Source organism: Pseudobutyrivibrio sp. LB2011, assembly GCF_000701765.1.
Lineage (GTDB): Bacteria > Bacillota > Clostridia > Lachnospirales > Lachnospiraceae > Pseudobutyrivibrio > Pseudobutyrivibrio ruminis.
The window spans coordinates 239,829-262,853 of the sequence record NZ_KL370823.1 but is presented as its reverse complement, the minus strand read 5'-3'; the positions used below and the strand labels follow the sequence as shown (position 1 = coordinate 262,853).

The 23,025-nt window shown below is 37.7% G+C and carries 18 protein-coding genes and 2 tRNA genes; 1 reads left to right on the top strand and 19 read right to left on the bottom strand.

Annotated features, from left to right (window positions below):
* Window positions 1-120 precede the first annotated feature (120 nt).
* Window positions 121-1,785: a glycoside hydrolase family 13 protein gene (locus T375_RS12875; protein ID WP_044939301.1), complete on the bottom strand. Its 1,665-nt coding sequence runs from the start codon at window positions 1,783-1,785 to the stop codon at window positions 121-123.
* 127 nt (window positions 1,786-1,912) lie between these two features.
* Window positions 1,913-2,920 (bottom strand): LacI family DNA-binding transcriptional regulator, encoded by a 1,008-nt coding sequence (locus tag T375_RS12870; RefSeq protein WP_044939298.1) that lies wholly within the window; start codon window positions 2,918-2,920, stop codon window positions 1,913-1,915.
* Window positions 2,921-3,019: 99 nt separating this feature from the next.
* Between T375_RS12870 and T375_RS12865 the strand changes: the two genes are divergently transcribed.
* Window positions 3,020-4,681, top strand: coding sequence for an alpha-glucosidase (locus T375_RS12865; protein ID WP_044939295.1), 1,662 nt, complete (start codon window positions 3,020-3,022; stop codon window positions 4,679-4,681).
* Here T375_RS12865 and T375_RS12860 read toward each other — a convergent pair.
* The 17 genes from T375_RS12860 to dnaA form a co-directional block, all read right to left on the bottom strand.
* On the bottom strand, window positions 4,678-5,244 hold the full coding sequence (locus tag T375_RS12860) for a phosphatase PAP2 family protein (protein WP_044939292.1): 567 nt from the start codon (window positions 5,242-5,244) through the stop codon (window positions 4,678-4,680). The two genes, T375_RS12865 and T375_RS12860, sit on opposite strands and share 4 nt — an antisense overlap.
* Before the next feature lie 70 nt (window positions 5,245-5,314).
* On the bottom strand, window positions 5,315-6,535 hold the full coding sequence (tyrS, locus tag T375_RS12855; protein ID WP_044939289.1) for a tyrosine--tRNA ligase: 1,221 nt from the start codon (window positions 6,533-6,535) through the stop codon (window positions 5,315-5,317).
* A gap of 95 nt (window positions 6,536-6,630) precedes the next feature.
* Window positions 6,631-6,701 (bottom strand) — tRNA-Cys (locus T375_RS12850).
* 13 nt (window positions 6,702-6,714) lie between these two features.
* Window positions 6,715-6,802: transfer RNA gene (locus T375_RS12845), tRNA-Ser, on the bottom strand.
* Between the two features lie 139 nt (window positions 6,803-6,941).
* Window positions 6,942-8,660 (bottom strand): peptide ABC transporter substrate-binding protein, encoded by a 1,719-nt coding sequence (locus T375_RS12840; RefSeq protein ID WP_044939286.1) that lies wholly within the window; start codon window positions 8,658-8,660, stop codon window positions 6,942-6,944.
* Window positions 8,661-8,729: 69 nt separating this feature from the next.
* Window positions 8,730-9,707, bottom strand: a complete 978-nt coding sequence (locus tag T375_RS12835) for an ABC transporter ATP-binding protein (RefSeq protein ID WP_033152540.1) — start codon at window positions 9,705-9,707, stop codon at window positions 8,730-8,732.
* Window positions 9,700-10,704 carry an ABC transporter ATP-binding protein gene (locus tag T375_RS12830; RefSeq protein ID WP_044939283.1) on the bottom strand — a complete coding sequence of 335 codons (1,005 nt, stop codon included), beginning with the start codon at window positions 10,702-10,704 and terminating at the stop codon, window positions 9,700-9,702. Before T375_RS12830 ends, T375_RS12835 begins: the two co-directional genes overlap by 8 nt.
* A 12-nt stretch (window positions 10,705-10,716) precedes the next feature.
* Window positions 10,717-11,775 (bottom strand): ABC transporter permease, encoded by a 1,059-nt coding sequence (locus T375_RS12825; protein ID WP_044939280.1) that lies wholly within the window; start codon window positions 11,773-11,775, stop codon window positions 10,717-10,719.
* Between the two features lie 27 nt (window positions 11,776-11,802).
* Window positions 11,803-12,714, bottom strand: coding sequence for an ABC transporter permease (locus T375_RS12820; RefSeq protein ID WP_044939277.1), 912 nt, complete (start codon window positions 12,712-12,714; stop codon window positions 11,803-11,805).
* 58 nt (window positions 12,715-12,772) lie between these two features.
* Complete coding sequence (locus tag T375_RS12815) at window positions 12,773-13,327, bottom strand: Fe-S-containing hydro-lyase (protein WP_044939274.1); 555 nt, start codon at window positions 13,325-13,327, stop codon at window positions 12,773-12,775.
* Window positions 13,327-14,169: a fumarate hydratase gene (locus T375_RS12810; RefSeq protein ID WP_155952527.1), complete on the bottom strand. Its 843-nt coding sequence runs from the start codon at window positions 14,167-14,169 to the stop codon at window positions 13,327-13,329. Before T375_RS12810 ends, T375_RS12815 begins: the two co-directional genes overlap by 1 nt.
* 115 nt (window positions 14,170-14,284) lie before the next feature.
* A complete protein-coding gene (gene gyrA / locus T375_RS12805; RefSeq protein WP_044939267.1) occupies window positions 14,285-16,819 on the bottom strand; it encodes a DNA gyrase subunit A in 2,535 nt (844 codons plus the stop codon).
* A 50-nt stretch (window positions 16,820-16,869) separates the two neighbouring features.
* Entirely contained in the window at window positions 16,870-18,798 is a 1,929-nt protein-coding gene (gyrB, locus tag T375_RS12800; RefSeq protein WP_044939265.1) for a DNA topoisomerase (ATP-hydrolyzing) subunit B, read from the bottom strand.
* Window positions 18,795-19,892, bottom strand: coding sequence for a DNA replication/repair protein RecF (gene recF / locus T375_RS12795; RefSeq protein ID WP_044939263.1), 1,098 nt, complete (start codon window positions 19,890-19,892; stop codon window positions 18,795-18,797). The genes gyrB and recF overlap by 4 nt, the downstream gene beginning before the upstream one ends.
* Window positions 19,882-20,097 carry a S4 domain-containing protein YaaA gene (yaaA, locus tag T375_RS12790; RefSeq protein ID WP_033152527.1) on the bottom strand — a complete coding sequence of 72 codons (216 nt, stop codon included), beginning with the start codon at window positions 20,095-20,097 and terminating at the stop codon, window positions 19,882-19,884. The genes recF and yaaA overlap by 11 nt, the downstream gene beginning before the upstream one ends.
* Window positions 20,097-21,212, bottom strand: a complete 1,116-nt coding sequence (gene dnaN / locus T375_RS12785) for a DNA polymerase III subunit beta (protein ID WP_033152526.1) — start codon at window positions 21,210-21,212, stop codon at window positions 20,097-20,099. Before dnaN ends, yaaA begins: the two co-directional genes overlap by 1 nt.
* Before the next feature lie 272 nt (window positions 21,213-21,484).
* Window positions 21,485-22,870 carry a chromosomal replication initiator protein DnaA gene (dnaA, locus tag T375_RS12780; protein WP_033152525.1) on the bottom strand — a complete coding sequence of 462 codons (1,386 nt, stop codon included), beginning with the start codon at window positions 22,868-22,870 and terminating at the stop codon, window positions 21,485-21,487.
* Between the last annotated feature and the right edge of the window lie 155 nt (window positions 22,871-23,025).

Here is a 23,025-nt window from a genome sequence, read left to right as displayed (position 1 = left end):
TTTGCCAGGGTAAATCCCGAGTCTGTTGACAAACAACGCATTCGTTTAATAGCGCTAGCTACTCCCTCACGAGATGTATACAATATACTAAACATTCTCGCATGATGTCAACACCAGGATTTAGATTTCCCAAACACCTGCAAACCATGCTGGGACTCTCATCTCTTTTTCCAAATCCACATTATCGTAATTACGGATTAAGCATGCCTTTTCTTCCACCTCAAAATCCAGCTTGTATTGCACCTCATTGGCACTTACATTACATACAACAAGAATTTTTCTGTCCCCCAATTGTCTTGTGTATGCAAATATATTTTCATCTTCCTTATCCAAAAGCTGGTATGTTCCATATACGATAATGTCTGACCACTCGCTGTTTCTCCTTAGCTGGATAAGTTTTTGATAGTAATAAAAAACTGAGTTCTTATCTTCCAGTTCAGCCTTAGCATTTATTGTCTTGTAATTTGGATTTACCCCTATCCAAGGCTTTCCTGATGTAAATCCAGCTTCGCTGCTGTCATCCCACTGCATTGGAGTTCTGGCATTATCGCGGCCTTTTGCTCGAATGCCGTCCATTAAATCCTCCTCTGACATTCGGCCTCCGCCAACCAATTCCTTGTGAGCATTTAGTATTTCAATGTCTCTACATTCATCAATTGATTTGAAAGGATAGTTTGTCATTCCAAGCTCTTCGCCTTGATATATATAAGGCGTACCCTTCATCATGTGAAGAACTGTGGCGATGCACTTTGCTGATAATGGTGAGTCATCTCCAAGTCTTGATACGATTCTAGGCTGATCGTGATTATCCCAATACAACGAATTCCATGCCTGGCCCTCGAGCTCATTCTGCCATTTACTTAAGTTTGCCTTAAGATCTGGCAAGTAGAATCTTTTGGTGGTCCATTTTCCTCTTTCATCATAATCTAGCCCTGTGTGCTCAAACTCGAAAACCATATTCAGCTCAGAGTTATCAAGGCTTGCATATTTCTTTGCTTCCTCTATAGTTACGCCTGCGCACTCCCCAACTGTGATCAAGTCGTATTTTGAAAGCACTCGCTTTCTCATTTCCTGTAAATATTCGTGAACTCTTGGGCCGTTTGTTGTATTGGATAAATCCCCATATAAAGCACCCTCGCCCTTGTTTCCATCTGGCAATCCAGGTACTTTTGAAATCATGGAAATAACATCCATTCTAAATCCATCAATGCCCTTTTCGCACCACCAAGTCATCATGTTGAAAACTTCATCTCTGACTTTTTCGTTGTCCCAGTTCAAATCCGGCTGCTTTTTTGAAAAGCAATGTAGATAATACATACCAGTCTTTTCATCGTATTCCCATGCCGATCCAGAGAAACATGAGCCCCAGTTGTTTGGCTCTTTGCCATCCTTTGGCTCTCGCCAGATGTAATAATCTCTCTTAGGATTATCCTTTGAAGATCTGCTTTCGATAAACCATTTATGCTCATCCGATGTGTGATTAACTACCAAATCCATTACGATTTTGATTCCATGCTCGTGAGCCTCTTTTAATAGGGCGTCGAAATCGTCCATATTACCGAAATCATCCATTATGTCCTGATAATCTGATATGTCATATCCATTATCATCATTAGGAGATTTATATATTGGACTTAGCCAAATAACGTTAATTCCAAGCTTTTGTAAGTAATCTAATTTACTTCGTATACCATTTAAATCACCAATGCCATCACCATTTGAATCACAAAAAGATCTTGGATAAATCTGGTATATGACACTTTCTTTCCACCATGCCTTTTCCATTCTGTCCTCCTTTAGTTATACGAATAACCTTGTAACTAAAAATTAACCCAAGAATAATCTTGGGTCAAAGGTTATGCACATAACTATTACTATGTGACATATTTAGTTTTTAAAATTTATTAAAAATCTACAACTGCTTACAAGACTCTCTTACAACCAATTCTACAGGCAATTTTATGTTGTGCTCCACCGGCTTATTCTTTATCATTTTCATCATGCTATCTACTGCTGATTCTGCTTTTTGCTGCACATTTTGACGTATTGTGGTGAGCTCCGGCGTAGATAATTTTGAAAACAATATATCATCATAACCTGCTACTGAAATATCATCAGGTACTGTTTTTCCATGCTCGTTTAAATATTTTATTACTCTTAAAGCGTAAAAATCTGAAATACAAAATACAGCAGACTTTTTTATCAATGCAGGATAAATTCTATCTAATCCTTCCTGCAGTTCTTCCCTTTTCATATCGATAATAAAGTGAGAGCTTTCATCGATTTCAATACCATTATCGATAAAACTTTGTCTGAATCCACGCCATCTATGTCTTGTTTCTTCCTCATCATTGTCATCAAGCATGGCCACATTTGTATGGCCTATTGATGCCAAATAACTTCCAATTTTGTAGCCACCATCGTAATCGTCTATAAAGACCTGCACCAGCTTATCGTACTCATAAACAAAGGCGGCATCTATGGTAACTATTGGTTTTACAAACTCCTGGCTAATTGCAATCATAGCTTCTTTTGTGTAGTTGCTAAGGATAAGCCCATCTAAATTCCATCTTAAGGCATCCTTAACAACTCGTTCTGGAGACTGATCCAAAATTATTAAGATATATTTGTCTCTCTTTCTAAATTCCTTTTCAAGATAGGAGAAGAGAATACTAAAATATGGATCCCCCATAATATCCTTTTTATCGCTGGAGTCCATGACCGCTACGCCAATTAAGCCTGAGCATCTGCTTACCAGATTGATAGCAGATTGATTTGTAATATATCCGCTTTCTGCAATTTCTGCTTCAATTTTTTCTCTTACTTCCTTTGAGACCTTTTCATACTTTCCATGCAGCACATACGATACAGTTGCTGTACTTACCCCGCATGTTTTTGCAATGTCTTTGATTCTTACCATAGCATCTCCTCCTTGTTTTTAGTTATACGCATAACCTATTTACCTGTCAATATTTTTATGTTAGCGTTTACATAGAATAAACTAAGGAGTGGCTTTTACATGGAAAAAAAATGGTGGCACAACAAGGTAGCTTATCAAATCTACCCAAAGAGTTTTTATGATACCAATGGGGATGGTATTGGAGATATAAACGGAGTTATTGAAAAACTAGATTATTTGCGGGATCTTGGTATAGATATAATTTGGCTTTCACCAATTTATTGTTCGCCTTTAGCTGATCAGGGATATGATATTTCAGATTACTACGATATCGACCCACGCTTTGGCACTATTGATGATTTGGACCGTCTAATTGAAGAAGGGAAGAAGAGGGGTATAGGGATTGTAATGGATTTGGTGGTAAACCATTGCTCTGATGAACATGAATGGTTTAAAAAGGCCTGCGAAGACCCTGACGGAGAATACGGCAAATTCTTTTACATTGAAGATTACAAGGACGGTGATCCTTTGCCTTGCAATTGGCGTAGCTACTTTGGAGGCAGTGTATGGGAAAAATTGCCAGGACATGACGACAAAATCTATCTTCATGTATTCCACAAGAAACAGCCAGATTTGAACTGGGAAAATCCTAAGCTTCGCAAGGAAGTTTACAAGATGATTAACTGGTGGCTAGATAAGGGTATTGCTGGATTTAGAATCGACGCCATTATTAACATCAAAAAGAAACTTCCATTTTCAGATTATCCCGTAGATGGTGATGACGGACTTTCTTCAATCGACAATATGCTAAAAGAAGCAACTGGGGTAGGAGAATTCCTTAATGAATTAGCTGATGAGACATTCAGAAAGCATGATGCCTTTACCGTAGGTGAAGTATTTAATGAAAAGGATGATGAATTGCCTTTATTCATCGGGTCACATGGATACTTTTCTACCATGTTTGATTTTTCTGCTGAATCTACCAAAGAAGATATTTCGCCAGAGAATTATAAAAAGGCAGTCTTTAAGGCCCATGAGAGAGTAGATGGCATAGGTTTTCTTTCTAACATCATCGAAAACCATGACGAACCTAGAGGCGTTTCAAGGTTCATACCAAACGAAGATTTAGATGACACCAGCAAAAAGATGCTGGCAGGTATATATTTCCTTCTTCCTGGACTTCCATTTATTTACCAGGGGCAGGAGATAGGTATGGAAAACCTAGATAAAGTTAATGACATTAATGATTTGGATGACTGTGCAAATGCCAACATCTACGAAACAGCATTACATGAAGGCAAAACACATGCTGAGGCTCTTGCACATCTTATAAATGTGACAAGAGATAATGCCCGTACCCCTTTCCAGTGGGATGACTCTGAGAATGCAGGATTCACTGATGGTAGACCATGGCTTATGGTTAATCCAAAATACAAACATATTAATCTTGCTGAGCAGATTAATGATTCGGATTCTGTATTTTGTTTTTATAAGGAGCTCATTTCACTTAGAAAGAATCCAGAGTATGAATCAACTTTAGTATATGGCGAATTTGCTCCATACAAACCAGAGCAGAAAAACCTTCTTGCCTACAGTAGGGTAGGAGAGAAGAGTGTAATGGTTATTGCTAATTATCAGAAGGATGCCCAGACACTTAGTCTTCCTTCCAAAATAAAAAAGGTTTTGCTTTCCAATACAAGCAAAACCTTAGACAATTCTTCATCTAACAGCACAGAAATTGTGCTCTCTCCTTATGAATTGTTAGTTGTTGAAATGGTTTAGACACGGGCATCATCTAGACCATTTCTATTTAATTTTTTATAAATGAAATTCACAATGAAAAAGCTTGTGATTCCACCACAGATTCCTATCAAGGAACCTGCTAGCACATCTGTAGGCCAGTGTACAAACACATACAAACGGCTTATGGCGATTAAAGCTGCTAGTACAAGTGCTGGAATTCCAAGCTTTTTATTTCTTGTAAATATAGCAGTTGCCACAGCAAAGCTAGCGTTTGAATGTCCTGATGGGAATGAATAATCCTTTGGAATACTTACAAGCATCTGTACGTCTGGCTCAAGCCAACATGGTCGACATCTCATAATACTTGGCTTTAGAATCACATTACAGATAATAACTGTCATGATAAGTGATATTGCCGCCTGCACACCCATCTTTCTATTGAATGGCAAAATCAAGAGTAGGAGAGTAACAACTATCCAAAACCATCCGCCATTTCCTAAGGAAGTAATCTTTGGAACTATCCAGTCTAAAAATCCATTATGTATGCTCTGAAACCAGTGGAGTAAATCAAGCTCCCATTGAAAATAAAAAACGTTACCCATTATTTATATTCTCCTTTATACAAAAAAGTGCCAAGGTCTCTTGGCACTTTTATTATATCATTTTTAGATTTTATGCTTCAATCTTGCAGAACGATTTCTTGCCCTTCTTGAGAAGGAATTCCTCTGCAAATGCATCCTTTTCATATGATGTAAATGGATCAGCAACCTTATCTCCGTTAACTGAAACACCACCCTGCTGAACAGCACGACGAGCCTCTGCACGGCTAGCTGTAAGACCAGCAGAAACAAGGATTTGAAGGATATCTACCTTACCATCCTTGAAATCTTCATCTGAAAGCTTGTGGCATGGTACGTTTTCTGAGTTTGCTCCACCTGCGAAAAGTGCCTTAGAAGCCTCGCGAGCCTTGTCAGCCTCCTCTGTACCGTGAACCATCTGTGTAAGCTCATAAGCAAGGATATCCTTTGCTTCATTAAGCTGTGCACCTTCCCAGCTATCCATCTTTTCAATCTCCTCGATTGGAAGGAATGTAAGCATACGGATGCACTTAAGAACATCTGCATCACCAACATTTCTCCAGTACTGGTAGAACTCGAATGGTGAAGTCTTATTAGGATCAAGCCATACTGCGTTACCAGCTGTCTTACCCATTTTCTTACCCTGTGAATCAGTGAGAAGAGTAATAGTCATGGCGTGAGCATCCTTACCAAGCTTACGTCTGATAAGCTCTGTACCACCAAGCATGTTTGACCACTGATCGTCACCACCGAACTCAAGGTTACAATCATAGTGCTGGAACATGTGATAGAAGTCGTATGACTGCATAATCATGTAGTTGAACTCAAGGAATGAAAGTCCCTTTTCCATACGCTGCTTGTAGCACTCTGCACGAAGCATGTTGTTAACTGAGAAACATGCACCTACTTCTCTAAGAAGCTCAACATAGTTGAGGTCAAGTAACCAATCAGCGTTGTTAAGCATAAGAGCTTTGCCATCAGAGAAATCGATGAAACGCTCCATCTGACGCTTGAAGCACTCAGCGTTGTGATCGATGTCCTCACGTGTAAGCATCTTTCTCATATCTGTACGACCTGAAGGATCACCAATCATAGTAGTACCGCCACCGATAAGGGCGATTGGCTTGTTGCCAGCCATCTGTAATCTCTTCATAAGTGTGAGAGCCATAAAGTGACCGGCTGTAAGGCTATCTGCAGTACAATCAAAACCGATATAGAAAGTTGCCTTGCCCTCATTTATTAATTTTTTAATTTCTTCTTCGTTTGTTACCTGAGCAATCAGGCCACGAGCAACTAACTCGTCATAAATTGTCATTGCAAAATTCTCCTTTCTCACATTTTTGAATAGTTAGTTTTGTATAAACAAAAATCCCTCGCCCCCATTACTTAGGGTCGAGGGATTTAAATTAGAGGTGCCAACCAGATTTGAACTGGTGATAGAGGTGTTGCAGACCTTTGCCTTACCACTTGGCTATGGCACCTTATTAAGTAAAACGGAGAAGGAGGGATTTGAACCCTCGCGCCGGTTGCCCGACCTACACCCTTAGCAGGGGCGCCTCTTCGGCCTCTTGAGTACTTCTCCAAAGTTGTAGGTAAATTACTTATTTTGTTTCGACGCAAGTGTTATTCTACTAGAGTAAAGCACCATTGTCAACAATATTTTGGGGAAATCTTCACGATTTCCCCAAAAATTTTTCACACTTTAAAATCTAGTAAAAAGACTAGTTGATTGTTGCGTGATAGAAGTACTTCATTCCCTCTACAGTACCATATACACCATCTACATAATCCTTGATCATGTATGGATCGTTGTAGTAGTAGATAGGGATGATGCACCATGTATCCATAAGGTAATCCTCTGCCTCATGCATAAGCTCTGCACGTGCTGCAAGATCTGCCTCTGAACGGATATCAGAAATCATCTGATCATACTTAGCCCAATCAAGATCCTTGCTAGAATCCTTACCGAACTGTGGGTTGTTGTTTCCTGAAGATGTTGTGTACATTTCAAGCATGTTGATAGGATCGTTGTAATCCATGATCCAACCTTCACGAGCGAAGTCGTACTTACCAGCCTTACGTGTCTCCTGGAATACGTTCCACTCTTCCTGATCTATAGAAAGGTTGATTCCTACTGTTGCAAGGTCAGCCTGGATACACTCACCAATCTTTACGTTACCTTCTGAGTTGTTTGTAAGGTATGTTAAAGAAATATCCTGTGTAAGAGCATCTGAAGCTGTATCATATAAACCGATAGACTCAAGAAGTGACTTAGCCTCTTCTACGTTTGCTTCGTAATCTGTTGAGTAGTAATCCTTGTTCTTGAACTCACCACCGTTACCATCTGAGCATCCAGCTGGAACAAATGATGTAGCAACTTCCTGATTGTTCTGACCTACTGTGTCAATGATGTACTGACGGTCAATTAAAAGAGCGATAGCATGACGGAATACCTTTGCCTGCTCCTCATCAAGACCAAGCTCATCATAAAGATCTGTGTTGTAGTTGAATGATGCATAGTATGTACCAAGATTATCAAGTACTACATACTCTGAGCTTGTCTTAGCTGTTTCCATTTCCTCTACAGGAATATCATCGATGAAATCAAGATCTCCTGTTGTGTAAGCTGTGTAAGCAGCTGTTGTTTCAGCTGTAAGCATTACGTTAAGTGTTGTAACTGTTACTGAATCAGCATCCCAGTAATTGTCGTTCTTTACATATGTCATATCTGAATCATGGTTCCATGATGAAAGAACATAAGCACCGTTACATACGAAGTTTTCGCCTGCATCGTTAGCCCATGTACCAACTGGATCACCATCAGACATAGAAGCTTCTACAGCTTCCTGGTTAACTGGGAAGAAGAATGGGAATGCACATAAATCAAGGAAATATGGGCAAACTGCTCCAAGTGTTACTGTAAGAGTCTTACCATCTTCAGAAGCAACTACATCATCACCAAGACCTTCTTCATATGTGAAGCTTGGGAAGATTTCACAAAGGTAGCTGTAATCAGCTGCAACCTCTGGAGAAGCTGCACGCTTCCAAGAGTAAACGAAATCTGTTGCATCAAGATCATCACCGTTAGACCACTTTAAACCATCACGCATTGTGAATGTGTATGTAAGTCCATCATCTGATACCTCATAGCTCTCTGCGCAAGCTGGCTCAAGCTCGCCTGCTTCGTTGTAACGCATCAAACCTTCAAATGAGTTAACTGCAAGACATCCACCATCTACTGATGAGTTAAGAGCTGGATCAATGTGAGCTGGCTCACTAGACATCCAAATGTTAAGTGTTGTCTTATCTTCCTTTGTTGTTGCAACTGCTGGTGCTTCACCTGTAGATGAGCTCTCAGTAGATGCTGCCTTATTGCCACATGCAACCATTGAAAGTGCCATAGCAGCAACAAGTACTAATGAGACTAATTTCTTCTTCATACTATCCCTCCTATAATTTTAATCTCTTTATATTTCAATCCCTATAGGAATTAAAACCAATACCTTCTCTTATTTGTTCCAGCAAGCAACCATATGACCATTACCTCTATCTGTAAATGGAGGCATCTCACATGCACACTGCTCTGTAGCGTAGCGACATCTTGTTCTGAATGGACATCCGCTAGGCATCTTAAGAGGACTTGGAACATCGCCCTCAAGAATAATTCTCTGGCTCTTTCTAGCTGTCTCAGGATCTGGAATTGGTACTGCTGAAAGAAGTGACTGAGTATATGGATGAATTGGGTTGTCCATAAGCTCGTCTGCATCAGCAATTTCCATCATGTGACCTAAGTACATAACAGCAATTCTGTCAGAGATATGCTGAACTACTAATAAATCGTGAGCGATAAATAAGTATGATAAACCTCTTTGCTTTTGAAGGTCCTCAAACATATTTACAACCTGTGCCTGAATTGAAACATCAAGAGCAGATACAGGCTCATCACAAACGATGAATTTAGGATCTACAGCAAGGGCTCTTGCAATACCGATTCTCTGACGCTGTCCGCCTGAGAACTCGTGAGCATAACGTGTTGCATGCTCAGCATTAAGTCCAACTGTTTCCATAAGCTCCATAATTTTGTCATGGCGCTCTCCCTTTGATGTGTAAAGCTTATGCACATCAAGAGGCTCACCGATAATATCTTCTACAGTCATACGTGGGTTAAGAGAAGAGTATGGATCCTGGAATACCATCTGCATCTGCTTACGATATGGCTGCATTTTTACATCAATTTTTTTCTCGCTATCATAAAGAACATCGCCATCAAATACAATACGTCCGCTTGTTGGCTGGTAAAGACGTAGAAGAGTACGTCCAACTGTTGTCTTACCACAACCTGACTCACCTACAAGACCAAGTGTCTCACCTGGCTTGATTGTAAAAGAAATATCATCAACAGCCTTAAGAGGAACTGTTCTAAATCCATTTTTTACTGGGAAGTACTGCTTTAAGTGGCTTACTTCTAAAATATTCTCGCTACTCATTTACTACTTCCTCCTGCTTCATATTCTTAATATTCATCCAACATGATGCCATGTGTGTCTCGCCAACTCTGATTTCTTCTGGCTTTTCCTTTAAGCAAATCTTCATTGCTTCATCGCAACGAGGACAGAATGCACATCCTTCTGGCATGTTTAAAAGATTGATTGGTGTACCACCGATTGGTACTAATCTCTCTTTGCTGTTTGATTTTGTTGGAATAGAGCGGAGTAAGCCCTTTGTATATTCATGTGAAGGAGAGTAGAAGATATCATCTGCTGTACCTCTTTCACAAACACGACCACCATACATAACGATGATTTCATCACACATAGATGCGATTACACCAAGGTCATGAGTTACCATGATGATTGCCATACCAAGCTTTTTCTGAAGATCCTGCATAAGCTCAAGAATCTGTGCCTGGATTGTAACATCAAGGGCAGTAGTAGGCTCATCGGCAATAAGGATATCTGGTTCACAAGCAAGTGCCATGGCAATCATAACACGCTGTCTCATACCACCTGAAAGCTCATGTGGATACTGCTTGAGACGCTTTTCTGGCTCATTGATTCCTACAAGGCTAAGTAATTCCTTAGCTCTTTCGTTTGCCTGTTCCTTTGTTTTGTCTGTATGTAAAAGAATTGCTTCTTTTAACTGATAACCGATTGAAAATACTGGGTTAAGAGATGTCATTGGATCCTGGAAAATGATAGAAACGCATCTACCACGGAAACCTGCCATCTGCTTAGCATCCCAATCTACAATGTTTTCGCCTTTGTATAAAACCTTGCCCCCGGAAATGCTTCCGTTGTCAGCAAGAATCTGCATTATAGAATATGCAGTAACTGATTTACCAGAACCAGACTCACCTACAATACCAAGAGTCTTTCCTGGCTCAAGTGTAAAATTAACTCCGTTTACAGCACTTACATCACCGTTATCTGTAGTAAAGGTAGTATGTAGATCCTGTAACTCTAATATGTACTTATAATCTTCCATCACTATCACCTCTTATCTAGATAACTTTGGATCGAATGCGTCACGAAGACCATCGCCAAGTAAGTTTAATGCAAGTACAATCAAGCAGATTGCAAATGCTGGGAACAAAAGTCTTTCTGGATATGTCATCATACCGCTTCTTGCTTCGTTAGCAAGTGAACCAAGTGATGGCATTGGAGCAGAAACACCAAGTCCTACGAATGAAAGGTAGCTCTCTGTAAAGATAGCTGATGGAATCTGAAGGGCAGTAGTAATGATAATTACTGATAAGCAGTTAGGTAAAATGTGCTTCAAAATTGTACGTGATGTAGATGTTCCGATACATTTTGCAGCAAGAACATATTCATTCTGCTTGATAGTAAGAATCTGGCCTCTGATAAGACGTGCCATACCTACCCAATATAAAAGTCCAAATACGATAAACAAAGCAATCATATTTGTTCCAAGTTTTGCAAAAATAGTTCCTTTGATAATACTTCCAAGTGTTTCGTTTAAAACTACGGCAAGAAGAATTATCAACAACATGTCTGGTAAAGAATAGATGATATCAACAATTCTCATCATAACAAGGTCAACTCGTCCACCAAGATAACCTGAGATTGAACCGTAAAGCATACCAATCATTAAAACAAGGATCGATGCAAAGATACCAACTACAAGTGAAACTCTAGCTCCATAAATTACACGGATAAAATAATCTCTTCCAAGAGAATCAGTACCAAAGATGTGAGGGAATACGCTTTCCCCTTTTGCTATCTGCTTAAGCTCTGATGCACTGTATTCAAATGGATGTAAGTTTGCAGAACCCTTCATGATATCTGCATAACCGTAAGGAATAACAAGTGGTGCAAAAATAATAACTATGATAAGTGCTATAAGAATTCCAATAGCAAGCATTGCTAATGGATTCTTTCTAAGACGTCTCATACCATCCTTAAAGAATGTTGTAGATTCGCCCATAACATCCTGCTGTCTTTTTTCTTCGTCTGTTGCCTTTTCAAAATCCTGCATAGAAAACTTGCTAAGGTCAATCTGTGCAGAAAAAGGCGCCTTTTTAAAATTGTCCTTCATCGAATATAACTCCTTTTCAATTGATTCTTAGTCAAGCTTAATACGAGGGTCAACAATCTTATAAACAATATCTGTTATAAGGTTTGCAATTACCATAACTGTTGCAAGGAAGATGGTAGTTGCCATGATAAGTGTGTAGTCACGGTTTGTGATAGCACTTACGAACTTTGATCCAAGACCACCAAGGTTGAAGATTGCTTCTACTACCATTGATCCAGTAAGAATTCCAGCAACCATTGGTCCTACATAAGTAATAACTGGAATCAACGCATTTCTAAGACCATGAACGAAGATAACTTTTCTCGATGAAACACCCTTTGCCTTTGCTGTACGGATGTAATCCTGTCCAAGTGCATCAAGCATTGATGTCTTTGTAAGTCGAGTAATATATGCAAGTGGAGATAAACAAAGAGCAAGCACTGGTAAGAATACTAAGTTTTCTCCAGCAGAGAAGGCTTGTATTACACCAAGCTTTACACTAAATACGTAAAGCAAAATAGTTGCTACTACGAACGATGGCATCGAGGTAATTATCGTAATGAAGAAGATAATCAATCTATCCTGCCATTTATTTCTCTTAAGTGCTGCAATTGATCCAAGGATAATTCCAAAGATGATTGCGAAGAATGCTGCAATTAAACCAATCTTTGCAGAGATAGGAAAACTCTCTGCGAAAATATCTTTAATCTCACGACCGTTTTTAAGAGATACACCGAAATCGCCGTGTGCCATATTTTTCATATAAATTATGTACTGCTCCCACAGAGGCTTATCCAAATTATATCTAGCCTCAAGCTGTCTAATAACAGCTTCGTTGACAGCCTTTTCTTTATTGAAAGGACCGCCTGGAATAGCATTCATTGCGAAGAATGTAATCAAACTAATAATGATTACTGTAACGAATGCCAGCAAAACTCTTTTAACAACATATTTTGCCAATTTTTTATACTCCTTTTCTTGTACTACTTTATTTAAAAACCCCGCACAGTTTTTAAATCTAATTTAAAATTTGAAATTCCTTGATAGCTGTTTCGTATAGGTTGTTTCCATCAGAATCAATAACCACGATTACTGGAAAATCCTCTACATAAAGCTTTCGGATTGCTTCAGCTCCAAGGTCGTCGTAACAAATCACTTCTGAAGATTTGATACATTTTGATAGAAGAGCACCAGCTCCTCCAACAGCTGCAAAATAAACAGCTTTGTTTCTAACTATGGCATCTACAACTTCTGGATTTCTTTTGCCTTTGCCAATCATGGCCTTCATTCCAAGGTCAAGAAGCTGTGGGGCGTATTTATCCATACGGCTTGCTGTAGTAGGACCTGCCGACCCGATTGGTCTTCCTTCCCTGGCTGGGGATGGTCCCATATAGTAGATTGTAGAATTTTCAATAGGTATTGGAAGTTCTTCTCCCTTATCAAGAGCTTCTTTCATCCGCTTGTGAGCGGCATCTCTAGCAACATATATCTCTCCTGTTATGTAGACATAATCACCTGAATGAAGTGATGTTGCTATTTCTGAAGTTATTGGAGTTTGAATTTTATGCTCCATTAAATCTCCCTTGTAATATGCCTATTTACGTGGCAACAAATATTGATTGCCACTGGTAGTCCTGCAATGTGAGTTGCATATGTATTAATGTTTACTGCTAGAGCAGTAGTAGTACCACCAAGACCGCCTGGTCCAATGCCTAGATTATTAATCTTTTCAAGCATTTCATCCTCTAGGTCTTTCACCCATGGGGTTGATGGTCTATCGTCGAAGCTTCTTGTAAGTGCTTGTTTGGCCATGATGGCTGACTTTTCAAAAGTTCCACCTATGCCAACACCAACAACCATTGGTGGACAGGCATTTGGCCCAGCATCTTTTACCGCCGTAAGAATAGCTTCTTTAACTCCCTCGATTCCATCAGCTGGCTTCAGCATGAAAACTCTACTCATGTTTTCAGAACCAAATCCTTTTGGTGCCAATGTAATCTTTAATTTGTCCCCAGCTACATAATCGTAATGGATTACTGCAGGTGTATTATCTTTTGTGTTGATTCTTTCAATTGGATCTGAAACTACTGACTTTCTAAGGTATCCCTCAGTGTAACCTTTTCTAACGCCTTCGTTTATAGCATCTGTTAAAAGTCCACCGTCGATATGAACTTCCTGACCAATCTCCACAAAAAATACTGCCATTCCAGTATCCTGACAAATAGGAATCTGTTCCTTATCTGCTATATCAAGATTTTCTTGAAGCTGGTTTAAAATTTTCTTTCCAAGCTCAGATTTTTCAGTGTTAACAGAATTTTTTAATCGTGAATTCATATCATCAGATAGATAATGATTTGCTTGAATACACATTTCACTAACGATGTTAACAATATCTGCTGTTTTAATGTCCTTCATCACTATATCCTGTTAATGCTTTAATTTATCGTCACTTTAAATGAGTAAAGCAATAAGTTTTAAATAAAAAGGGCTGCTATTTTTAAAATAACAGCCCCATTGCTATTACACACTTTTATGATTCGGTTGTTGAACCTTCATTTAATTCTTCAACCTCTTCCGCAAGTATTGTATCACTTTTTCTAACTTTTGCAATACTAATTAACTTAGTATTTTCTTTTAAGTCGATTAATTTTACACCTGATGTAATTCTGCTAAGAAGAGCAGTACCGGCAACATTGATTCTGATGATTGTACCTGCATCATTAATGAGCATTACTTCATCATCTTTTTCTACTGCCTTTGCTCCGATAAGGTTACCAGTCTTTTCTGTAATCTTGTAACACTTAACACCCTTACCACCACGGTGGATTGTGTTGAACTCAGTCATAAGAGTACATTTACCAAGACCATTTTCTGATACAGTCATAAGGCTTTCACCCTGAGATATAAGCTGCATTCCAATAATCATATCATCTGCTGCAAGGTTCATACCGATAACACCCATTGTTGCACGACCTGTTGGACGAACCTCAGTCTCGCTAAAGCGTATTGCCTGACCATATTTTGTAACCATAATTACATCTTCATCGCCATCTGTAAGCTTAACCTCAATAAGCATATCATCATCACGAAGTGTAATTGCTGTAAGACCATTCTTTCGAATATTCTCGTATTCAGTTATCTTTGTCTTCTTAACAAATCCATCTGCAGTTGCCATGAATAAGTATTTATCTTCGCTGTAATCCTCAACAGGAATCATAGCAGTTACCTTTTCATCTGGCTGAAGCTGAAGGATATTTACTACTGCTATACCTCGGCTTGTTCTGCTGCTTTCTGGAATCTCGTATGCTTTGATTCTGTATACTCGACCCTTATTTGTAAAGAAGAGGAGATAGTCATGGGATGACATCATAAGCATTTCAACAACGTAATCGTCATCAATTGTATCCATTCCCTTGATTCCCTTACCACCTCTATGCTGAGTCTTGAAGTTATCCTCATTCATACGCTTGATATATCCAAGCTTTGTGAATGTAACAACTGTATTAGTAACAGGAATCATATCCTCCATATTGATATCGTACTCATCAAATCCGATTGATGTACGTCTATCATCGCCATATTTATCAGCGATTTCTGTAATTTCAGTTTTGATTACTGAAAGAAGTACCTTTTCATCTGAGAGAATAGCCTTCAATTTTCCGATTAATACCTGTAATTCATTGTATTCCTGCTGAATCTTGTCTCTTTCCAAACCTGTAAGAGCACGGAGACGCATATCAACAATGGCCTGAGCCTGAGCATCTGAAAGACCAAAGCGTTCCATCAATGTAGCCTTTGCTGTTGCTACATCAGCTGAACTACGGATAATCTGAATTACTTCATCGATATTATCAAGGGCAATAAGTAATCCCTCTAATATGTGAGCACGTTCCTCAGCTTTGTTGAGCTCGTACTTTGTACGACGAGTAACAACATCCTTCTGATGATTAAGGTAATGTACAAGCATTTCCTTAAGACTAAGAATCTTTGGCTGATTATCAACAAGTGCGAGCATGATAACACCGAAAGTATCCTGAAGCTGAGTGTGCTTATAAAGCTGATTTAAAATGATGTTAGGATTTACATCACGTCTAAGCTCGATACAGATTCTCATACCTTCACGAGATGACTCATCACGAAGATCAGTGATTCCGTCGATTCTCTTATCTTTGTGAAGCTCTGCAATTTTTTCAATAAGACGAGCTTTGTTTACCATGTATGGAAGCTCAGTAACAACAATTCTGTTTTTACCGTTGTCCATTGGTTCGATTTCTGAAACGGCACGAACTCTGATTTTAGCACGACCTGTACGGTATGCTTCTTCAATTCCAGCCTTTCCAAGAATTACACCACCTGTAGGGAAATCTGGTCCCTTTACAATATCAAGAAGCTCATCGATTTCTGTATCTCTATCTTCCTCGATTTGATTGTCGATGATTTTATTAACAGCACCAATTACTTCACGAAGATTGTGTGGTGGAATGTTTGTAGCCATACCAACGGCGATACCAGTTGTACCATTAACAAGTAGGTTAGGGTAGCGGGCTGGAAGAACTGTTGGCTCTTTTTCAGTCTCATCAAAGTTTGGCATGAAGTCTACGCCATCCATGTCAATATCTTTACCAAGGGTGAACTTTTCATCCTTGTAGTTGATACCAAACATTGTCATGGAAATCTTTGAGAGACGGGCCTCAGTGTATCGCATGGCAGCGGCGCCATCGCCATCCACAGAACCGAAGTTACCATGGCCATCTACCAGTGGATAACGTGTGTTCCATTCCTGTGCCATGTTGACAAGTGCGCCATAAATAGAACTATCACCATGAGGGTGATACTTACCCATTGTATCACCGACAATACGAGCACATTTTCTGTGTGGCTTGTCGGGACCATTATTAAGCTCAATCATAGAGAAGAGAACTCTTCGCTGTACTGGCTTAAGACCATCTCTTACATCTGGAAGAGCACGTGAGGCAATTACACTCATGGCATAATCGATGTATGAGGTTTCCATTGTTTGTTTCAGATCAACATCATGAATATTATCAAAAATTTTGTCGTCCATATTTTTCCTTCGTCTTTGCTATCGGGGCTTGCCCCGAAAATTTTTTACGATTAGATATCTAAGTTCTGTACGTATTTAGCGTTAGCCTCGATGAATTCACGTCTTGGCTCAACCTTGTCACCCATAAGAGTAGAGAATGTAACATTGATTTCAGAAGCATCTTCATCATCAATAACTACACGCTTAAGAATTCTCTTTTCAGGATCCATTGTTGTTTCCCAAAGCTGCTCAGCATCCATCTCACCAAGTCCTTTGTATCGCTGAATCTTGTTTGAGCTGTCACGGCCAACTTCTGTAAGAATCTGATTTAATTCTTCATCAGAATATGCATACCAAACCTTTTTGTTTTTCTCCAACTTGTAAAGTGGAGGAGTAGCAAGATATACATAGCCCTGCTTAATAAGCTCTGGCATAAATCTGTAAAGGAATGTAAGCATAAGTGTTGCAATGTGAGCACCATCAACATCGGCATCAGTCATGATAATGATTTTGTGATAACGAAGCTTTGAAATATCAAAGTCTTCGTGAATACCAGTACCGAATGCTGTAATCATTGCCTTGATTTCGGCATTGCTGTAAATTCTATCTTCACGAGCTTTTTCTACGTTAAGAATTTTTCCACGAAGTGGCAAAATAGCCTGTGTTGCACGGCTACGAGCTGTTTTTGCTGAACCACCAGCGGAATCACCCTCTACGATAAAGATTTCGCAGTTCTTTGGATCTTTGTCTGAGCAATCTGCAAGCTTTCCAGGAAGTGACATTCCTTCAAGAGCTGTCTTTCTACGAGTAAGATCACGAGCCTTTCTAGCTGCTTCTCTTGCTCGCTGCGCAAGCAGCGATTTTTCGCAGATATTTTTAGCAATTGTAGGATTCTGCTCAAGGAACCATGTAAGCTGTTCTGATACGATTGCATCAACAGCTCCACGAGCTTCTGAGTTTCCAAGCTTTTGCTTTGTCTGACCTTCAAACTGAGGCTCTTCAATCTTGATAGAAATAATAGCTGTAAGACCTTCTCTAATATCATCACCATCAAGCTGTGGATCAGAATCCTTTAAAATCTTGTAATCTCTAGCATATTTATTAAATACTTTTGTAAGAGCACCTCTGAAACCAGTAAGATGTGTACCACCTTCTGGAGTTACGATGTTATTTACATAACTGTAGGCCTGATCCTGATATCCATCATTGTGCTGCATAGCAACCTCAACATAGATATTGTCCTTTGTACCTTCGCAATAAATTACCTCATCGTAAAGTGCTTCGTTTCCACGGTTGATATACTGAACAAATTCCTTGATACCACCTTCGTAGTGGAAGCTTTCTTCGTGTGGCTCATCACCTCTTGTATCTGTAAGAGTGATTCTGAGTCCCTTTGTAAGGAACGCAGTCTCACGAAGTCTAACTTTAAGTGTTTTATAATCAAAAATTGTTGTTTCAAAAATTGTATCATCTGGAAGGAATGTTACTTTTGTTCCAGTCTCTTCAACAGGACATGTTCCAATTTCTTTAAGAGGATACATTGTCTTTCCACGCTCATATCTCTGCTTAAAGATTTTTCCTTCACGCTTGATTTCTACTTCAACCCAATTTGAAAGGGCATTAACAACTGAAGCACCTACACCGTGAAGTCCACCTGATACCTTGTATCCGCCACCGCCGAACTTTCCTCCGGCATGAAGCACGGTAAATACAACCTCTACCGCAGGGATACCTGCCTTACTGTTAATTCCTGTAGGAATTCCTCGGCCATCATCGACTACTGTAATCGAATTGTCAGGATTAATTGTTACTTGAATATGAGTACAAAATCCAGCAAGTGCTTCATCTACAGCATTATCAACTATCTCATATACTAAATGATGAAGACCTCTTTCAGATGTAGATCCAATATACATACCAGGACGCTTACGAACTGCTTCAAGTCCTTCCAAAATCTGTATTTGGTCTGCACCGTACTCCTGATTTACTTCCTTACTCACCTGTGTTCCTCCGTTATTAATTCTATAGAACCATCTGTTACTTTATAAACTGTGTTTAGCATAAATCTATTTTTTACAAATTCATCAAGACCTGTACAGGTAATGATAGTTTGTGTATCAATTAAATTATCAAGCAAATCACTTTGACGATTTTTATCAAGCTCAGATAATACATCATCTAAAAGTAATATTGGTTTATCGTTTATTGTATTTTCAACTAATTTTATTTCTGAAAGCTTCAGCGAGAGAGCGCAGGTACGCTGCTGTCCTTGACTTCCATATTTTCTAATATCAATTCCATCAACAGTAATTTTGATATCGTCCCTATGAGGACCAACAGAAGTTTGGCAAAACCTCATATCTTTTTCTTTGTTTTTTACTAATTCATCAAGGAAAAATATGTCCTCAATATTTGGATCATAGGTTACTTCAATGTTTTCCTTGCCAGAAGTAATCTTTGAGTGGATATCTTTGACAATAATGTTGATATCATTAATAAATTGCTGACGTCTTGTGATTATCTTTTTGCCATAGGATATTAGTTGTTCATCCCATAAGCTTAAAGTTTCTTTTAATTCAGGCTTATAAATCATCTCTTTAAGAAGAGCATTTCTTTGATTTAGAGCTTTGTTATAATTTGTTAAATCTGAAAGGTAGATTTTATCAATTTGGCAAAGCTCAGCATCCATAAATTTTCTTCTTTCTGAAGGACCATTTTTTATGATGTTTAAGTCCTCAGGAGAAAAGAAAATAATATTTATAAGTCCAAATAATTCGGCTGCTTTTTTTATTGGAACCCTATTAATAGCAATTCCTTTTGATTTGTTTTTCTTAAGGTGAATATCGATTTGATATTCCCTTTCGTTTTTTACAACAATTGTTTTGATATGACTTTCATCAGTATCAAACTTTATTATTTCTTTGTCACGACTTCCCTTATGGGATTTTGTTGTGCCACTTAAATAAGCAGCCTCTAATATATTTGTTTTACCTTGAGCATTATCTCCATAAAGAATAGTAGTATGATCATCAAAATTTATATTAAGTGATTCATAATTTCTAAAATTCTTAAGTTCAATGGATTTAATTATCATTAGTAACTGTTACGCTTTCTCCATTAAATTCAACAACATCGCCAGGATAAATTTTTTTGCCTCGACGAGTTTCTACTTCGCCATTATATTTAACAAGACCTTCCTCAATAACTTCCTTTGCCATCGCACCTGATTCAACAAGATTTGCAAGCTTAAGAAGCTGGCCAAGTTTTATAAATTCATCTCTAATTTGAATAGTTTCCATTAGTTTGCTCCTGGATTATTAAAGTTTACAGGAAGAACGATGTAAATAAATGAACCATTGTCATCCTTGATGAAACATGGGCTCTTTGCATTTAACATGTAAAGATTTATTTCTTCATCGTCTATTACCTTAAGGGCATCGATAACAAACTTTGGATTAAATCCAATCATGATATCTTTTCCCTCTTTTACAATATCAATATCTTCGTTCATTGATCCAATGAATGATGAAATAGAAAGTGACATTGTGTTGTTTGTTGCATTAACAATAATTGGCTTCTTGTCACCTTCGTTAACAAGAATAGTTGCTCTATCAATACAATCAAAGAATTCTCTTTTATTGATTTTGATTTTTGTTTCATAATCAGCTGAAAGCATCTGCTCAATTTTGAAGTACTCACCTTCAATAATACGAGATACAACAGTAGTCTGATCAAATTCAAAAATAATGTGGTTATCAGTAACAAAAATATTTACTTCATCATCAATACCACCATCAATGATTTTAACGATTTCATTAAGTGTCTTCTTTGGAACTACAACCTTTACATCAGGTGCATCGTTCTTTAATTCTACGTTTCTAATTGAAACTCTATGACCATCAAGTGCTACAACTTTAAGCTTATTATCTTTAATTTCAATAAGCTCACCAGTCATCATTTTATTATTATCATTATCAGCAACAGAGAAGATTGTCTGTCTGATGATATCTCTTAATGTAAGCTGTGATAAAACGATTGGCTGATTTCTAGGAATTACAGGAATATAAGAAAAGTCTTCTCCAGATTTTCCTACAATATCAAATTTAGCTTTTTCACATGTGATAGATGTTTTAAATGAAGAATCTGTTTCTATAGTAACTTCATTTTCAGGAAGCTTTCTTACAATCTCAGAAAACTTTTTAGCATCAAGAGCAATGATACCTCTTTCTAAAATGTTTCCATTAACAATAGTTTCAATTCCTATTTCCATATCATTAGCAGTGAGTTTGATTTCACCAGATGAAGCATCAATAAGAATACATTCAAGTATTGCCATTGTAGTTCTGGTTGGCACTGCCTTTGATACAATATTTACTCCTTTAACAAGGTCAGCTTTTTGACAAGTAATTTTCATTTGATACGCTCCCTTTCTTAAACATAAAAAATAAATAATTTTATTCTAAGTATTATTCTTATAGGTTGTTGATTTGTATATAACTGTGAAACACCAGTATTTATACGTAAAACATGAATTAATAACTCATGAAAAACTGTGAATTAAGTATTGATAATTTATGGATAAATTGTGAATAAAAAGTGTCTAAATTTTCAAATATTAACCGTTATGTGATGTAATAAACATGGTTTTAACAATTTATCCAAAGGGTTATCAACAAGTTATTAACATTAATTAGGATTAATCTTTTTCTTAATTGTTTCTACAAGGTTTCTTGTATTTTCATCTTTATCAATTTCATCCTCGATTTTATTAGCACCGTGAATGATTGTTGAATGATCTCTCCCTCCAAGAAGAAGACCAATTGCCTGTAAAGATGAATCTGTCATTGTGTTACATAAATACATGGCAATTTGTCTAGGTCTAACTACTGAACTAGAGCGGTTTTTAGATGCCATTTGATCAACTGTAATATTAAAATGCTCAGCAACAACTTCTATTATAAGCTGCGGAGTAATTTCTCTTGAAACATTAGGAGAGATGAAGTTTTGTAATTCTCTCTCTGCTATATCCATAGTAATATCAATCTTTTCAAGTCTTGAGAAAGCAATAAGCTTATTAAGAGCTCCTTCGATTTCTCTAATGTTTGATTGAATGTTTTCTGCAATATATTTTCTGATTGATTCATCAAGATTAAAGTTCTTTTCTTCAATCTTTTTATTAAGAATGGCCATACGTGTTTCATAATCTGGATATCCAATATCTGCCATAAGACCCATATCGAATCTTGATTTGAAACGATCATCTAATGTTTCCATATCCTTAGGAGGTTTATCAGATGAAATAACAATTTGTTTACCCATTGCATGTAAAGCATTGAATGTATGGAAAAATTCTTCCTGTGTAGATTCTTTTCCTATAATAAACTGAATATCATCTACCATTAAAACATCTACTGTACGATATTTATCGCGGAAGCGTTGCATAGCAGTAGCATTATTGTTTGTTCTAAGGTTTTCAATAACCTCGTTAGTAAATTCTTCTGATGTTACATATAATATGTGAGTGTTTGGATTTTGATTTTCGATGTAATTACCAATAGCTTGCATTAAGTGAGTTTTACCAAGACCTGGTCCACCGTAGATATATAGTGGGTTGTAAAATTCTCCTGGTGATTCAGCAACTGCAAGAGCTGCAGTTTGAGCAAATCTATTATTTCTACCAACGACAAAATTATCAAAAGTAAACTTAGGATTAATAGTAGAATTTCCCATTCTTTTTTCTTCAAAAGAAGGTGTTTCTTCTATTTTAATGTGTTCAATATTTTTTTCTTTTTTGATTTGGTTTGCATTGTCTTGAGATATAACTAAGATGTCATCATATTGAATTCCAGTAAGTTCTGCGATTGTGATACGAAGTGGAGTAGTAAACTTTCTGGTTACATAACCAAGTGTCATACTGTTTTGATCACCGTTATAGATGATATATAATTTGTTATCTTCTATTTGAAATAATTCTAGAGGTTTAAGCCAAGAATCATAAGAAACATCAGTGACTTTATACTCATTTTTTAAGTAGTCTAGGATTTCATCCCATTTTTTAACAAGTTCTTCCATATAATTTCCCTTTTATCCACATTTAAACTATTTTATATTCTACCCTAAATACGGCTTTTATTCAATAATTAGTGTAAAAACGTGTAGGGGGTAGTTTAAAGCCTAAAATGGCTTATTTTTTGAATTTGAGCGTTTAAAATTGATATTGTGAGTTA

Bases quoted from the DNA above. Each gene is read 5' to 3' on its own strand.
- T375_RS12875 (WP_044939301.1), bottom strand. From the start codon at position 1,785: ATGGAAAAGGCATGGTGGAAAGAAAGTGTCATATACCAGATTTATCCA.
- T375_RS12870 (WP_044939298.1), bottom strand. From the start codon at position 2,920: ATGGTAAGAATCAAAGACATTGCAAAAACATGCGGGGTAAGTACAGCA.
- T375_RS12865 (WP_044939295.1), top strand. From the start codon at position 3,020: ATGGAAAAAAAATGGTGGCACAACAAGGTAGCTTATCAAATCTACCCA.
- T375_RS12860 (WP_044939292.1), bottom strand. From the start codon at position 5,244: ATGGGTAACGTTTTTTATTTTCAATGGGAGCTTGATTTACTCCACTGG.
- tyrS (WP_044939289.1), bottom strand. From the start codon at position 6,535: ATGACAATTTATGACGAGTTAGTTGCTCGTGGCCTGATTGCTCAGGTA.
- T375_RS12840 (WP_044939286.1), bottom strand. From the start codon at position 8,660: ATGAAGAAGAAATTAGTCTCATTAGTACTTGTTGCTGCTATGGCACTT.
- T375_RS12835 (WP_033152540.1), bottom strand. From the start codon at position 9,707: ATGAGTAGCGAGAATATTTTAGAAGTAAGCCACTTAAAGCAGTACTTC.
- T375_RS12830 (WP_044939283.1), bottom strand. From the start codon at position 10,704: ATGGAAGATTATAAGTACATATTAGAGTTACAGGATCTACATACTACC.
- T375_RS12825 (WP_044939280.1), bottom strand. From the start codon at position 11,775: ATGAAGGACAATTTTAAAAAGGCGCCTTTTTCTGCACAGATTGACCTT.
- T375_RS12815 (WP_044939274.1), bottom strand. From the start codon at position 13,327: ATGGAGCATAAAATTCAAACTCCAATAACTTCAGAAATAGCAACATCA.
- T375_RS12810 (WP_155952527.1), bottom strand. From the start codon at position 14,169: ATGAAGGACATTAAAACAGCAGATATTGTTAACATCGTTAGTGAAATG.
- gyrA (WP_044939267.1), bottom strand. From the start codon at position 16,819: ATGGACGACAAAATTTTTGATAATATTCATGATGTTGATCTGAAACAA.
- recF (WP_044939263.1), bottom strand. From the start codon at position 19,892: ATGATAATTAAATCCATTGAACTTAAGAATTTTAGAAATTATGAATCA.
- yaaA (WP_033152527.1), bottom strand. From the start codon at position 20,097: ATGGAAACTATTCAAATTAGAGATGAATTTATAAAACTTGGCCAGCTT.
- dnaN (WP_033152526.1), bottom strand. From the start codon at position 21,212: ATGAAAATTACTTGTCAAAAAGCTGACCTTGTTAAAGGAGTAAATATT.
- dnaA (WP_033152525.1), bottom strand. From the start codon at position 22,870: ATGGAAGAACTTGTTAAAAAATGGGATGAAATCCTAGACTACTTAAAA.